The following is a 12,850-nucleotide window of genomic DNA, read 5'->3' as shown; positions in this document are numbered from 1 at the left end:
ACCACTAAACTCCCTTTTCATGTCATTGATGCGAGAATTAATTTAAGCCGAATTATGCGCTTCAACCCTCATGTAGTGTCAAGGCGAAAGAATTGAAGGAATATTTCTAATTGATTGTTTGTTCCATTAAAGCGGCTAAACGAGGATTTAAGCATGAATTATCCGGCTTAAATCAAGTCTTCCAGATAAAAAGTGGTTTTAAAGGTCTCCTCCCCTCTTTTGTATTTGATCTTTATTTTCCTTTTTCGCCTGGATTGTAAGAGGTTGTTAATATTCCCCAATTGTCCTTCTCCTCCTTTAAAGTAGTTAACGGAAAGAATTTGATCCCCCTTTTGCAAGCCCGCTTTAGCCGCTGGTGAAGGAGCAGCGATATATTCTACATATATTTTGGGGGATAATTCATTTTTAAGGTGGAGGGTAAGCCCGCTTCTATCAAATTTATAGGGCTTGTTAAATTTGCGGCTTTTTTTGAGGTACATTTCTTTATGGTAATAATCTATCCACAGGTGGAAGCGGGACAAAATTTCCCCACCAATGGTGCCATTTCGCTGAAGGACGATGGCGCTGTCCAGAAAGAATTGTTCATCTACAAAATTACTGACCACATTATCAAGGGCAATTTCTGTATGAGAGAGGGAAACCGAATCTACTAAGCCCACCCAGCCGTTTAGCATACCGCTGATGCCTACTCCCAGATGCGTTTCAATATTTTTTTGTGGGGGAGCAATGAGCTGATGTTGTTGGTCTTTTTCGAGGGTCAGTGCCGTGCTGGCGCCCGTATCGATCATTAATTGACTTTTGGGGAAGCTTCTGTTTTCTAAATGAACATCTCCTTCGATATGAATTTTGGTGTTGTCTACACTGATGGGAATGCTTGTGGCTTTGCGGGGTGGTTGGAAATCTTCTATGCGATGGAAAGTGATCATCTTGCGGTCGTAGTCGATTTCGGTCACAAACCTACTCAAAAGATCATAACCCAAAATTCCGTGAACCACTGTGCCGGTCATGGACCAAAAGTTGAGCGGGTCTTTGTCCAGCACTAAAATGGTCAGGTGATTGCCCATTAATTTGCCGGAAGCAAACTGAATTCCGGAAGAGATATAAGCATTTACGGGTTGTCGGTTTGCGCCATAAAGAGTGATTTTTTTTTGATATTTCAGGCCGAGAATGTCAGCGATGGTGATATCGGTAATTATGGTGGTACGGACGCCGGTATCAATAATGAAGTTTAGAGGGATAAAGCCGTTGAGCTGGGCTTTGACAATGATGAGATTGCTTTTTATTTCAAAAGGAAGGGAATAACGTTTAGTCTCCCCCTTTAAATGAAAGCCGTAGCGCTGTTGAGCAAAAAGTGGAGTGGTAAGTAGAAAAAAAAATAGAACTGAGAATAATTTTCTCATTGATGATATGGGGTTTTATCTCCGCAAGACCAAATCCGTGAAGATTCCCACCACATTGAAATGAAAGTTCGGACTTGAATTTCTATGGTTATTTTCTTCTACCTGAGGATGCTCAACAGGGAAAAGGAAAGACAGTTTTGAGGTATTATCCTTCGCCAGAGATTGCCCTAAAGCGATCATCGCGGTAATCATGAGCATTACAGCAAAGGCGCCATAAATCTTGTGATTAAAACTTTTTGCGGAATTGGAAGGATAATTTTTCATGGACTTGAAGATCTAAGCTACTAAAATAGTGAGGTTTGGCCTTTTTTCCAAAGGGCGCCCACTTCAATTGAGATAGAATGCTTAATAGGACAGCTTAAAACTGAATTGATTTGAAAAAGAATAGGTTGAATTGTACTCTTGTCGCACCCTATTCCCTTTTCATTGGAGTTTAGAGGGTGTTTAAAAGTGCAGCCTCCGGCTGCAAATTCGAATTATTGGACGCGATTTTGGATAATTTCCAACAATAGTGCTGCTTTTCTCTCAAAATAATCGGGTATCGCTTCTGTAATAATCAAATTTTCGCTGCGAATTTTGGCTTTCAAATAAGCTCTTTGGCTGATTAATACCTCTTACGATTCAGGGGATTCACACCAGGAAATTATTATCAGTCCATTGTGGATGTTTCCTGATCACTAGATATTCCCAATTGAGCCGAGTATGCTTTCTCCTTATTCCGCTTCTTCGTTCGTATTAAACTCGAAACAGAGAAAATTTCTTCATTTCCCACCTTATAGCGAAACGATGATTTAAGCATAAATATTCCGGCTTGGTGACCGTTTGTGCATTTGTGCCCAAAAAAGGCCTCAGCAGCCGATCTTATCCCTTTCATTAGGAAAGAATCCACTTTGCCCCAAACAAAGCCAGCTTCCTTTATTTCTTATAGTATAAAAGTACTAAAACAAAGGATAAATGGGATTTAAGCAATGGACTCTTCTTTTCCTCCTTATTTTTTGCAAGAAGGCATGGGCGCAGCCCAACCAATATCCGGAAGATCCGAGGCAGGGTTTTTATATGGGCATGTATGCCCGGGTGGGGGTGAATTGGCTCTTTCAGCATCAACGTTCTATAGGGCGGAATTTTAATCTGAATGGGATGGGAAGTATTGGCGGCCGAAATGAAGAAGGAGATTATTTGGAATTATATACCGGTTATACTTTTCAGCCTTTGAAAAGTAAGGGAGACAGTACCATTATTCACACCCGCATAAGGCTTTCTGCTTTTTCATTATCCTCTCAGTTGATAGGTTTCGGGACCACAAACTCCCCTACCGGTTTAGGCTTTTCCTTACCGGAGTTTCATGTGGAAGCGCGAAATATTGCCAACAGCCCCTGGGATTTATGGCTGGGGGCGATATTTTATCGGGGGAAGATATTCATATGGCCGATCACTTTTATTTTGATGATCATACAGGTCAGGGCGTTGGTGGGAGATATAAAAATTCATCGCTGTCTGCCATGTTTATTGCTAATACCGATACTACTTCTACCGTTCCCCCTTATTTTTTTACTAATGTGGTGAATGGTTTTCCGGTTTTGGAGTTAAGGCAGCGTTTGGTATTGATAGCAGAGCATGAGCTACAGCTTAATGATCATCATCGCCTGAAAGGGATGCTGGAGTATCATCAATTGGCTGAGGCGGGGAGTAGCGAAGAAGATTCAGTGGAGAATTACCCCTCCGACTGGGGCGGGGTAATCGGCTTGAAGCATTTTTGGAAAATTCCGGGAATGAAGAATTCTTTTAATAATACCGCGATCCGTTATGGTGCCAGAATCGCCAATGGAGGTGATGGAGGGTTTTCCCGAACTTACCTTACCTATGGCGCCCCTAATCTGACGACAGGCGATTTTAGAAAAGCCTATTCCTTATCTTTTATCAACCGATTGCTACTCGATGATGCTGAGGATTGGTCATTGGAAGCTTATGCTTTGTACACTTATAGTCGGGGAGCTGCAGATACTTTGGGGGAATCGCCTACCTATAGGGGGAGGGTGACCTTTAATCAAAAGCGGGAGTTCGCTATTGGCGGTCGCTATACCTACTATGTGACGGACTATTTTCATTTATTGACGGAGTCCAACTTTGCGCTAAGGAAGGATGGCTTGCAGGATCCGGCCACGGTTTTTAAAATAGGAATAACACCGACATTGGTCCCTTTTGCAGGTAGAAGTTATTGGTCCAGGCCGCATTTCAGGCTGGTAACCTCCCTGGCTTTTTATAATCAATTTGCGCGGGAGAATTTATATTCCCCCTATTTGCAGGCTGTGGGAGAGACCGCCGTGGGTTTTTATTTGGGGTTTAAGACGGAATGGTGGTTGAATGCGCCTTGGTAATGGTCCTATTTGAGTTTTTTTTAATTTTTATTTAGAGTTTGTTTAAAAGCACACTATCCGGCTGCAAATTCGAATTATTGGAAGCGATTTTGGATGATTTTTCAACAATAGCGCTGCTATTCTCTCAAAATAATCGGGTATCACTTCTGTAATATTTCAAATTCTCACTGCGAATTTTGGCTTTTAAACACGCTCCTAGGGGTTAAATGAGAAAAGGGTAGTTGAAAATTGCTGTTATATGTTTTTTAAATGCATTGAATCAATAACTTAGGGTATTGGGAATTTAAAAAGTGAACATTAACGAAATGAATGCTCAGGAAAGTTATCAAAAGCACGCCCTTCATCTACAAGAAAGAGTCAAATCAGCTCAATTTTGGGAGGAACGCTCTGTTAATGACTGGCGAGCGGAGCGTTTGTATGGTGCGCTGAGTCCCATTATCCAAAGTGATAAATCCGCCAGTTGGTTGACGGTAGGTGATGGTTATGGAGCGGATGCTCATTACTTATTGAAAAGTGGGGTGAAAGAAGTCTTGGCCTCTGATATTGAGGATAGTATTTTAAGTCTTGCGAAAGCGTCCGGGCGGATAAAGCAATATGCTGCTTTGAATGCCGAAGCGATCGATTTAGAGGATAACGCCTATGACTTTGTACTGTGTAAGGAGGCATTACATCATTTTCCAAGACCTTATCTCGCCTTATCGGAAATGACCAGAGTGGCCAAAAGGGCCGTGATTTTTATGGAACCGGTGGATATAGCGCTTTCCAATCCAGCCTTTCTGTTATTAAAAAATTTGGGAGATCGTCTGCCGAAGCTTTTTGGAGGACTGTGGAAGAATCGCTATTCTTTCGAAACGGTGGGCAATTATGTCTATAAGTTTTCGAAAAGAGAAGTGGAGAAGTTTGCCATGGGCATGGGGCTAAGGCATATTGCTTTTGGAGGGATCAATGATGTGCATGATGATTCCCCTGAAATGAATGAAAGGCCGATGAATCAAAGGAAACTAAGGCAGATCCAAAAAAGAATAAAACTAAAAGACAGGCTTTGCGCTACCGATTTTATTCCGAAAATGCATTTGATAGCAGTTATTGGAAAAGGTACTTTTTCTGATGAATTTAAAGATGTTTTAAATAAATCCCATTTTCAAATACAAGATCTGCCTCTCAACCCTTATGCTTAGATATTGGCTGATCCGAAAGATGCACGCTAAATCCTCGTTTAGTTTTGAGGTGGGAAAGATGGTGGAATAGTTTCCTGTTTCGAGTTTTTGCCAATGAAGCAGAGGAATGAAGAGAAAACAAGCTTTTCCAAATTTGGGCGATTCAAAACATCAGAAAACACCTGTAATGGACGATAACAAGCTGCTTTTGAATATTTATTAAATTTAGCGGGGCATAATTCGGGCTAACACTTGCTGATAGAGAGAATGATAGGCTTTTCCAACCTCCTTTTCAGAAAAGTGGGAAAGCATATGGTTTCTTGCAGCTTTACTAAGCTGATCAATATCGTTATCAAACACCCAATGAATTCCTTCCGCCAGAGAGGCTGGCTTTCCCAATTCTGCGACATAACCATTCTGTTGGTGAAGTACGGCTTCGGGATTTCCTCCGGCGGCATAGGTGATCACCGGGCATCCACAGGCCATGGCCTCCATAATCATATAGCTCAGGTTTTCATTCAAGGCAGCCGTGATAAAAGCGTCCGACAATTGGTATAGCTCCCGAATTTTCTTTTCCTGTCTGATTTCCCCCACATATGTAAAAGGGAAAGGGAGTTGATCTAATCGTTGTGGGTCATTGCACTTTCCGAAAAGGAGAAGATGGGGATGCACTAATTTTTGCTTTTTCAAAAGCTGAAGTGCCTTTTCCAAATCTTGAAACCCCTTTCTTGTATCCAGGAGATTAGCGGCTCCGAAGGTTAAGATAGCTTGATCTTCGGGTAAATTCCACTGCTGTCGTAAGGCCTGCTTATGCTTTGAAGGTTGAAAAAGATCCGTATCGATGGGTTGTGGATTTGGTGGAATTGCAGGTATTGCTGAAGCCCGCTTTCCTGTGCCTGATCAATGATCCATTGACTCACTCCCACCAAATGCGGCGCCAGAATGTCGTAAATTTCTTTTTTAGCTTTCCATTGTTGATGGGAAATATCTTTTGGATGAGCCTTTCGGATTTGAGGGCAATTTCCACAGCTGTTTAAATAGCCTTCGCAATCAAAAGCATAATGGCAGCCTCCGGAAAACGCCCAAATATCATGCAGCGTCCACACCACCGGTTTCCTCAAAGCAAAAAGTTTTTTCAAGCCTTTCAGCGATAAAAATCCCTGATTGATCCAGTGAATGTGGATGATATCGGCAGATTGAATCAAAGGATGTTGGGATAAATCTGCCCCGACAGTCGCTGAGGAAAAGGCAAATCGATGTGCTTTATCTTTTTCATATAGCAGGAAATGAAGCTTTTCCAGTGCCAATCGCCATTTCCAGCCTTTTACCACTTCCATGTTTTCATGCGGCGTGTTTTGGTGCTGTACTAAAAAGTGTACATCCACCCCTTGCTGACGAAGGGCTTTAGCGAGGCGTAAGGAAGCCATGGCAGCTCCACCGGTATCTCCGAAGGAACAAAGGAAAACGACTTTTAGGGGCTTTTTTTGATTCATCTTAGGCGCTAAGCTAAGCATGGCATTTATATTATTAAAAGAAATAGCTTTAATTTAGTGGTGAATTAAAAATGCTCACGCCATGACCTTTGCCCCAATCGCACTTTTCGTTTACAATCGCCCTGATCATACCTTGAAAACTTTGGAGGCTTTAAAAGCCAATCCGGAGGTGGCGCATTCAGAGATTTTCATTTTTGCAGATGGCCCCAAAGCCGGAGCGGATGAAAAAACGAAATTGGCCATTCAGTCCACCCGAGATTTGGTCGCTGATTTTGAGATAGGAGGCCGGAAGGAATTGATTTTGGCAGATCAGAATAAGGGCCTGGCCAATAGTATTATTGAAGGGGTAAGCCGGATTTTGAAATCGCATGGCCGGATTATCGTCCTGGAGGATGATATCGTGGTGGCACCGGGCTTTCTGAAATTTATGAATGAGGCGCTGGAATTGTATCAAAATGAGGACAAAGTGTGGCATATTGGTGCTTATATGCCGGATTTGAAAAGGAATGATCTTCCACCTTTGGCTTTGGTTCAGCAAATGCAGTGTTGGGGCTGGGCCACCTGGGCAAATCGCTGGGAGCAATTTAATCCTTCATCGGAGGACTTATTGGGTAAATTTGATGGCAGGCTGAAAAAGAAGTTTGACTATGAGGGTTCCTTTAACTTTCACCGGATGTTGCGTAATCAATTGGCTGGCAAGCGGGACTCCTGGGCCATTCGCTGGTATGCGACGATTTTTTTGGCGGGTGGTCTTTGCCTGAACCCTTCGCGGAGTATTACAGAAAATATTGGGCAGGATGGTTCCGGACAGCACTCTTTTCGCACCACCAACTATGATGTGGACCGGCTGGACCGGTTAGCAGTAGAGAAAATCCCCATGGAAGAAAATAAAGAGGTGCGGCAGGCGATGGTGAAATATTATTGGAAAGCAAAGCTAAAAGCTATTCCACAATATATCCTGTTTTTGCTTTTTGGCAGACGCTAAGGCTTGTGCCACCCACCAAAGCATCTCTTTCAAAATGGCTAAAAAACAGTCTCTGATTTTGATTATAAGCCCAATTTGCCAAAAAAAGCTTTATATTGGGATAGCTTCCTGAGGGAATGATTTTTTGATCGTAGCCTTTGTGGTCGTGAAAATCAGGAAGTTAAAATTTTTCTTTACGAAATTTTCCGAGCATCATGTTTAAAAAATTAGCGGTGGCAATTGCCTTTTCGCCCACCGGGGAGGCCGTATTGTGGGAAGCAGTGCGTTTACAACAGTTGTTTGAAGCTGAAATGGTTTTAATTCACATTGGCGAGCGTTCTGATGAGGATGTAAAGCAGCTTGATGAAATGCTGGACCAGGTGAAGGTGGACAGGGGAAAAGTCAAACTTTGTTGGGAAAATGGCGCTCCTTCTAAAAAGATATTGGAGATCTGTCGTCGGGAAGAGGTGGATTTATTGATCGCCGGGGCACTTAGAAAGGAGAATCTCTTTCAATATTATATAGGTTCTGTTGCTCGGGACATTCTTCGAAAAGCCGATTGTTCAGTGATGGTGCTGGTGACGCCTTCCTCCCACCCGCAGAATTTCGATAATATTGTGGTGCAGGCCGGTGGTGGTAGAAACCCCCGAAAATCCCTGAAGGTGGCCTGCGACTTAGGCAAGCGGGATCAGGCCAGTATCCTGCATTTGATTCGTGAGATTAAGCTTTATGGGCTGAGCCTGGCGGTGGCCTCGGAGGATTCGGAGGAGGAATATAGTGAAACCCGAAAAAATCTGGTGAATGAGGAGTTGAAAGAGGTGCAGGCAAAATTGGATAAACTGGATACCGAAGATCTGCGCATTAACATAAAGATTACTGCCGGTAAAGCAGGGCATGAATTGGCCAAATTTACCAGACGTACGAATGCCGATTTGCTTGTGATGCAGGGCATGGGCCGAAAGTTAGGACTCTTTGATCGCATTTTCAGACAAGACCTGGAGTATATCATGTCTGACCTGCCTTCCAATCTTTTGATCGTACACCCTTAAATGCCTTTTCATGGAGAAATTAAATCATAGTGAAGTAATCAACCTATTACTGCAGCTGGCCATAATTTTGGGAGTGGCGCGGTTGTTGGCCGAAGTAATGCGCCGGCTAAAGCAGCCTGCAGTAGTAGGAGAAATAATGGCCGGGGTGCTTTTAGGGCCTACCCTCTTTGGCCGACTGGCGCCGGAATTGTGGGGGACTTTATTCCCTACCAGTGGTTCCTCAGCGATTGTGCTGGATGGCTTTTTCCAGATTGCCGTAGTGCTGTTGCTCTTTATCGCCGGCCTGGAGGTGGAGCTGGATCTGGTGATAGAGCAGGGAAAGAAGGCGGCCAATATCAGTTTGTCTGCATTAATCATTCCCTTTATTCTGGGATTTATCGGCCCATTTATGGCGCCGGAATTTTACGGATTGACCGATGACCGCAATCATTTGGTATTTGCGCTTTTCATAGGAACGACCCTTTCCATTACGGCCTTGCCCGTTATTGCCCGGATTCTCATGGACCTCAATATCTTCAAAACCCGGACGGGGATGCTGATTATTGCTTCAGCCATGATTATTGATATTCTGGGCTGGTTGATATTTACCGTCATATTGTCGATGATGGGCTCTGAAAATGGCCATATGGGCTTGGGGGAAACGATTGGGCTGACCATGGGCTTCACGCTGGCAATGCTGACGATTGGCCGGGCGCTGATCAATAAAATACTGCCCTGGATCAATGCCCGCCTGGCATGGCCCGGGGGCTTGTTGTCCCTGTCGATGGCGCTTTGCTTTCTGGCGGCTGCTTTTACAGAGTGGATCGGTATTCATGCCATTTTCGGCTCTTTCATTGTGGGAATTGCGCTGGGAGATTCGGTGCACTTATCGGAAAGAGCGAAGGAGATTGTACACCATTTTATAAATAATATCTTTGCACCATTATTCTTTGTGTCCATTGGATTGCATGTCAACTTTATCGAAAGTTTTAATTTCCCTTTAGTGGTGGTATTGATCATTACCGCCTTTGTAGGTAAAGTGATCGGTGGATACGGAGGAGCGAAAATTAGTGGTTTAAGCAAGCATGATTCCCTGGCCATAGGCTTTGGAATGAATACCCATGGAACATTAGAGGTGATTCTGGGGGCAATTGCCTTGCAGGCCGGTTTGATCGAAAATCAGCTTTTTGTGGCGATTGTGATCATGGTATTGGTAACCATCATTATTTCTGCTCCATTATTGAAAATGTGTATCCAGCTGGGAGCACAGGCTAAGAAAGATTCAGAATGAGTATTATAATTGACCGATATATGAAATTAAAGGCCTGGTGGAAACTAGGCCGTTTTTTTGATTTTACCCGACTACCGGTGGAGGCGCTGGGGTCAAAAAGCTGCCATTGGTATATTCCAAAAGGGATTTTGGATGAGCATGCAGTGTGTTATTTGGCGGGAGCCGGTGAGGATATTTCCTTTGATGCTGCCCTGAGCCAGACTTATGGCTGTCAGGTGCACACCTTTGACCCGACCCCAAGAGCCATCGCACATTTCGAAGCATTACAAAATGCCTTGCAGGAGGCGCGGGCATTGGAGCTGCCCCATGAGACGGGAACATTTTATCCCACCGATGCTGCCCTTTTGAACAAATGGCAATTTCACCCCTGGGGTTTATGGAATCAGGAAGAGGTTTTGAAATTTTACATGCCGGCAGATCCTTCTCATGTTTCGCATTCTGCGGTGAACCTGCAAAAAACAGCAGACTTTTTCGAAGCGCAGGTGTATGCCGTAGATGATTTGATGAAACAACTGGGTCATCAGCAGATTGACCTTTTGAAGATTGACATTGAAGGTGCCGAATACAAGGTGATGGAAGACTTGCTGAAGAAAGAGATCTATCCGCGTATTTTATGTGTGGAGTTTGATGAGGTGAACCACCCTCAGGATGAACATTACCTTAAGCGCATCAGGGAGCATATCCAGCAATGGCTAGACAAAGGCTACCAGCTGGTGCATATGGATGAGTTTTTTAATTCCACACTTTTGAGGGCCTAAGAGGAATTAGCGGATTAAGCTTTAAGCCGAATTTTGCTTTGATAGGTTTGGTTAAGGTATACGGGGAATTTATGCTCTAACTGTTTTGATTATTCCTTCAATGATTAATTGCCCAGTACGGGCTGTGTTTGCTTGCTCCTCATTCATCTGCTTCGTTGGAAAAAACTCGAAATAGGAAACTATTCCATCATTTTTTCCACCTCGTAGCTATACGAGGATTAAAGGATGCATCATTCACGTGAAGTTCATGCCGGTCTTTGGGGGGCTTTTGCATCAAATTCCAAGGCATGAATAAGAATCTCACGGCTTTAGCCCCTTGCCAAATTCAAATTCCTTATATTTGCAGGCTAGTAATAATACCCCTCTTTTGATGGCATTATCACAATGCTTCAGGGGGTTTAGATTCGATACTAAGATTCAATATATTATTTTTCCAACATGGCAAAACAAGAAGAACACAGCGCCTTAAAGGATATCATCTCACATGCGAAAGAGTATGGTTTTGTTTATCCTTCTTCAGAAATTTATGACGGCCTTCAGGCAGTATATGATTATGGAGCCTACGGGGTGGAATTGAAGAAAAATCTGAAAGATGTTTGGTGGCAGTCCATGACGCGCCTGAATTCCAATGTTGTCGGGATTGATGCTTCCATTTTCATGCACCCTACTACTTGGAAAGCCTCAGGTCACGTGGATTCTTTCAATGATCCTATGATCGATAATAAGGATTCCAAAAAGCGTTACCGTGCGGATGTTTTGGTGGAGGAGTATGCTGCCAGGTTGGAAGAAGAAGGCAAAGCCGCTGAAGGTAAAGCTTTGGAGCAGGAGTTGGCGCGTCTTTTGGATGCGGAAGATTTGGAAGGTGTTCGCCAGTTGATCATTGATAATGGGATTGCCTGCCCAATTTCGGGCACCACTAACTGGACGGAAGTTCGTCAGTTTAACCTGATGTTCTCTACCCAGATTGGTTCTGTGGCAGATGAGTCAAGCACGGTTTACCTTCGTCCGGAAACGGCTCAGGGTATTTTCGTCAACTTCCTGAACGTTCAGAAAACGGCTCGTATGAAAGTGCCTTTCGGTATTGCACAGATTGGTAAAGCTTTCCGTAATGAGATCGTCGCGCGTCAGTTTATCTTCCGTATGCGTGAGTTTGAGCAAATGGAGATGCAATTTTTCGTTCGTCCGGGCGAAGAAATGGAGTGGTACGAGAAGTGGAAAGAAAGCCGCATGAAGTGGCACAAAGTATTGGGGGTACCACAAGAAAAGCTTCGTTTCCATGACCATGAGAAATTGGCGCACTATGCTAATGCTGCAGCGGATATTGAATATAAATTCCCATTCGGTTTCAAAGAGGTAGAGGGTATTCACTCTCGTACGGACTTTGACCTTTCTCAGCACCAGGAATTCTCTAAGAAGAAACAACAGTACTTCGATACGGAAATCAATAAAAACTACATCCCTTATGTAGTGGAGACTTCCATCGGAGCGGATCGTTTGTTCCTGATGACCATGTTCAATGCTTATACAGAGGAAATGGTGGGCGAAGGCGATAAGGCGAAAAAACGTACTTATTTGAAATTCCACCCGGCTTTGGCTCCGGTAAAAGCGGCGATCTTCCCATTAACGAAGAAAGATGGTTTGCCGGAAGTAGCGAAAGAAATCTTCGACGATTTGAAATATGATTTCAACTTGGTGTATGAAGAGCAGCAGTCCATTGGTAAGCGTTATACCCGTCAGGATTTGATTGGTACACCTTTCTGTATTGCGGTAGATCACCAGACTTTGGAAGATAAAACGGTTACTATCCGTCATCGTGATACCATGGAACAGGAGCGTGTAGCGATTGCAGACCTTAGAAAAGTGATTGGGGAAGCAGTTTCTATCTCTAAAATTTTCCGTGAGTTGGAAGACAAGTAAGTAATTATCAATAATGAAAAAAGCGGAGCTTATAAGTTCCGCTTTTTTTTTGCCTGTTTGAATATAAAAATAAGCGGATGAATATCACGCTTAAATGATAAAGTCAATTGGTATATTGATAATGTCAATAATAAAAAGAGCGGCAATTATTGTATTTGGCTGAGGATTAATTGTAAATTAAAAAAAAGTTAATGATGTCTGAAACCTACAAAGGAATATGCTAGTTCATAATGTCAGACATTCGATAAAAAAGAATTTTCTTCAAGTAAGATATTTAAACCATTCCACAAAATTTTCTACAGAGACCTGACGGAAGCAGTCCACCGTCAGGTTTTTTTTGTTTTGGAACAATTGGGGAGTAAATGTTAGGTGTCGATCAATTTTAGAGTGATAAAAAAATAACTTTGAAATTTTTGGAAGTCTTGTCGTTTTACTCCCGCTATTTTATTGAAGATGGGAACTGTCTA

11 protein-coding genes are annotated in these 12,850 nt (G+C 43.1%); 7 read left to right on the top strand and 4 right to left on the bottom strand.

Features of this window, described 5'->3' with window-relative positions; translation table 11 throughout:
- Positions 1-167: 167 nt before the first annotated feature.
- Both NG22_RS14080 and NG22_RS14075 read right to left on the bottom strand, forming a co-directional pair.
- Entirely contained in the window at positions 168-1,400 is a 1,233-nt protein-coding gene (locus NG22_RS14080) for an aspartyl protease family protein (RefSeq protein ID WP_053406312.1), read from the bottom strand.
- Positions 1,401-1,415: 15 nt separating this feature from the next.
- Positions 1,416-1,664, bottom strand: a complete 249-nt coding sequence (locus tag NG22_RS14075) for a hypothetical protein (RefSeq protein WP_053406311.1) — start codon at positions 1,662-1,664, stop codon at positions 1,416-1,418.
- 1,118 nt (positions 1,665-2,782) lie between these two features.
- Between NG22_RS14075 and NG22_RS14060 the strand changes: the two genes are divergently transcribed.
- Both NG22_RS14060 and NG22_RS14055 read left to right on the top strand, forming a co-directional pair.
- Positions 2,783-3,775 (top strand): carbohydrate porin, encoded by a 993-nt coding sequence (locus tag NG22_RS14060; protein WP_072159097.1) that lies wholly within the window; start codon positions 2,783-2,785, stop codon positions 3,773-3,775.
- 290 nt (positions 3,776-4,065) lie between these two features.
- Entirely contained in the window at positions 4,066-4,953 is an 888-nt protein-coding gene (locus tag NG22_RS14055) for a class I SAM-dependent methyltransferase (RefSeq protein ID WP_157601112.1), read from the top strand.
- Positions 4,954-5,157: 204 nt separating this feature from the next.
- Here NG22_RS14055 and NG22_RS14050 read toward each other — a convergent pair whose 3' ends face one another.
- Positions 5,158-5,697 carry a glycosyltransferase gene (locus tag NG22_RS14050; protein ID WP_253275725.1) on the bottom strand — a complete coding sequence of 180 codons (540 nt, stop codon included), beginning with the start codon at positions 5,695-5,697 and terminating at the stop codon, positions 5,158-5,160.
- Positions 5,691-6,446, bottom strand: a complete 756-nt coding sequence (locus NG22_RS14045; protein WP_053406305.1) for a glycosyltransferase — start codon at positions 6,444-6,446, stop codon at positions 5,691-5,693. Before NG22_RS14045 ends, NG22_RS14050 begins: the two co-directional genes overlap by 7 nt.
- Before the next feature lie 61 nt (positions 6,447-6,507).
- On the opposite strand from NG22_RS14045, the gene NG22_RS14040 reads away from it, so the two are divergent.
- The 5 genes from NG22_RS14040 to NG22_RS14020 all read left to right on the top strand — a co-directional run bounded on the left by NG22_RS14040 (position 6,508) and on the right by NG22_RS14020 (position 12,383).
- Positions 6,508-7,410: a glycosyltransferase family 2 protein gene (locus NG22_RS14040; protein WP_053406304.1), complete on the top strand. Its 903-nt coding sequence runs from the start codon at positions 6,508-6,510 to the stop codon at positions 7,408-7,410.
- Positions 7,411-7,604: 194 nt separating this feature from the next.
- Positions 7,605-8,438, top strand: coding sequence for a universal stress protein (locus NG22_RS14035; protein WP_053406303.1), 834 nt, complete (start codon positions 7,605-7,607; stop codon positions 8,436-8,438).
- Between the two features lie 10 nt (positions 8,439-8,448).
- On the top strand, positions 8,449-9,708 hold the full coding sequence (locus NG22_RS14030; protein WP_053406302.1) for a cation:proton antiporter: 1,260 nt from the start codon (positions 8,449-8,451) through the stop codon (positions 9,706-9,708).
- Complete coding sequence (locus NG22_RS14025) at positions 9,705-10,466, top strand: FkbM family methyltransferase (protein WP_082305087.1); 762 nt, start codon at positions 9,705-9,707, stop codon at positions 10,464-10,466. The genes NG22_RS14030 and NG22_RS14025 overlap by 4 nt, the downstream gene beginning before the upstream one ends.
- A 438-nt stretch (positions 10,467-10,904) precedes the next feature.
- Complete coding sequence (locus tag NG22_RS14020) at positions 10,905-12,383, top strand: glycine--tRNA ligase (RefSeq protein WP_053406300.1); 1,479 nt, start codon at positions 10,905-10,907, stop codon at positions 12,381-12,383.
- Positions 12,384-12,850: the final 467 nt, after the last annotated feature.

Source organism: Persicobacter sp. CCB-QB2, assembly GCF_001274635.1.
Taxonomy (GTDB): Bacteria; Bacteroidota; Bacteroidia; order Cytophagales; family Cyclobacteriaceae; genus Persicobacter; species Persicobacter diffluens.
The sequence above is the reverse complement of the archived record's forward strand: the minus strand, read 5'-3'. Positions and strand labels throughout refer to the sequence as shown.

Bases quoted from the DNA above. Each gene is read 5' to 3' on its own strand.
- NG22_RS14080 (WP_053406312.1), bottom strand. From the start codon at position 1,400: ATGAGAAAATTATTCTCAGTTCTATTTTTTTTTCTACTTACCACTCCA.
- NG22_RS14075 (WP_053406311.1), bottom strand. From the start codon at position 1,664: ATGAAAAATTATCCTTCCAATTCCGCAAAAAGTTTTAATCACAAGATT.
- NG22_RS14060 (WP_072159097.1), top strand. From the start codon at position 2,783: ATGGCTGGGGGCGATATTTTATCGGGGGAAGATATTCATATGGCCGAT.
- NG22_RS14045 (WP_053406305.1), bottom strand. From the start codon at position 6,446: ATGCTTAGCTTAGCGCCTAAGATGAATCAAAAAAAGCCCCTAAAAGTC.
- NG22_RS14040 (WP_053406304.1), top strand. From the start codon at position 6,508: ATGACCTTTGCCCCAATCGCACTTTTCGTTTACAATCGCCCTGATCAT.
- NG22_RS14035 (WP_053406303.1), top strand. From the start codon at position 7,605: ATGTTTAAAAAATTAGCGGTGGCAATTGCCTTTTCGCCCACCGGGGAG.
- NG22_RS14030 (WP_053406302.1), top strand. From the start codon at position 8,449: ATGGAGAAATTAAATCATAGTGAAGTAATCAACCTATTACTGCAGCTG.
- NG22_RS14025 (WP_082305087.1), top strand. From the start codon at position 9,705: ATGAGTATTATAATTGACCGATATATGAAATTAAAGGCCTGGTGGAAA.
- NG22_RS14020 (WP_053406300.1), top strand. From the start codon at position 10,905: ATGGCAAAACAAGAAGAACACAGCGCCTTAAAGGATATCATCTCACAT.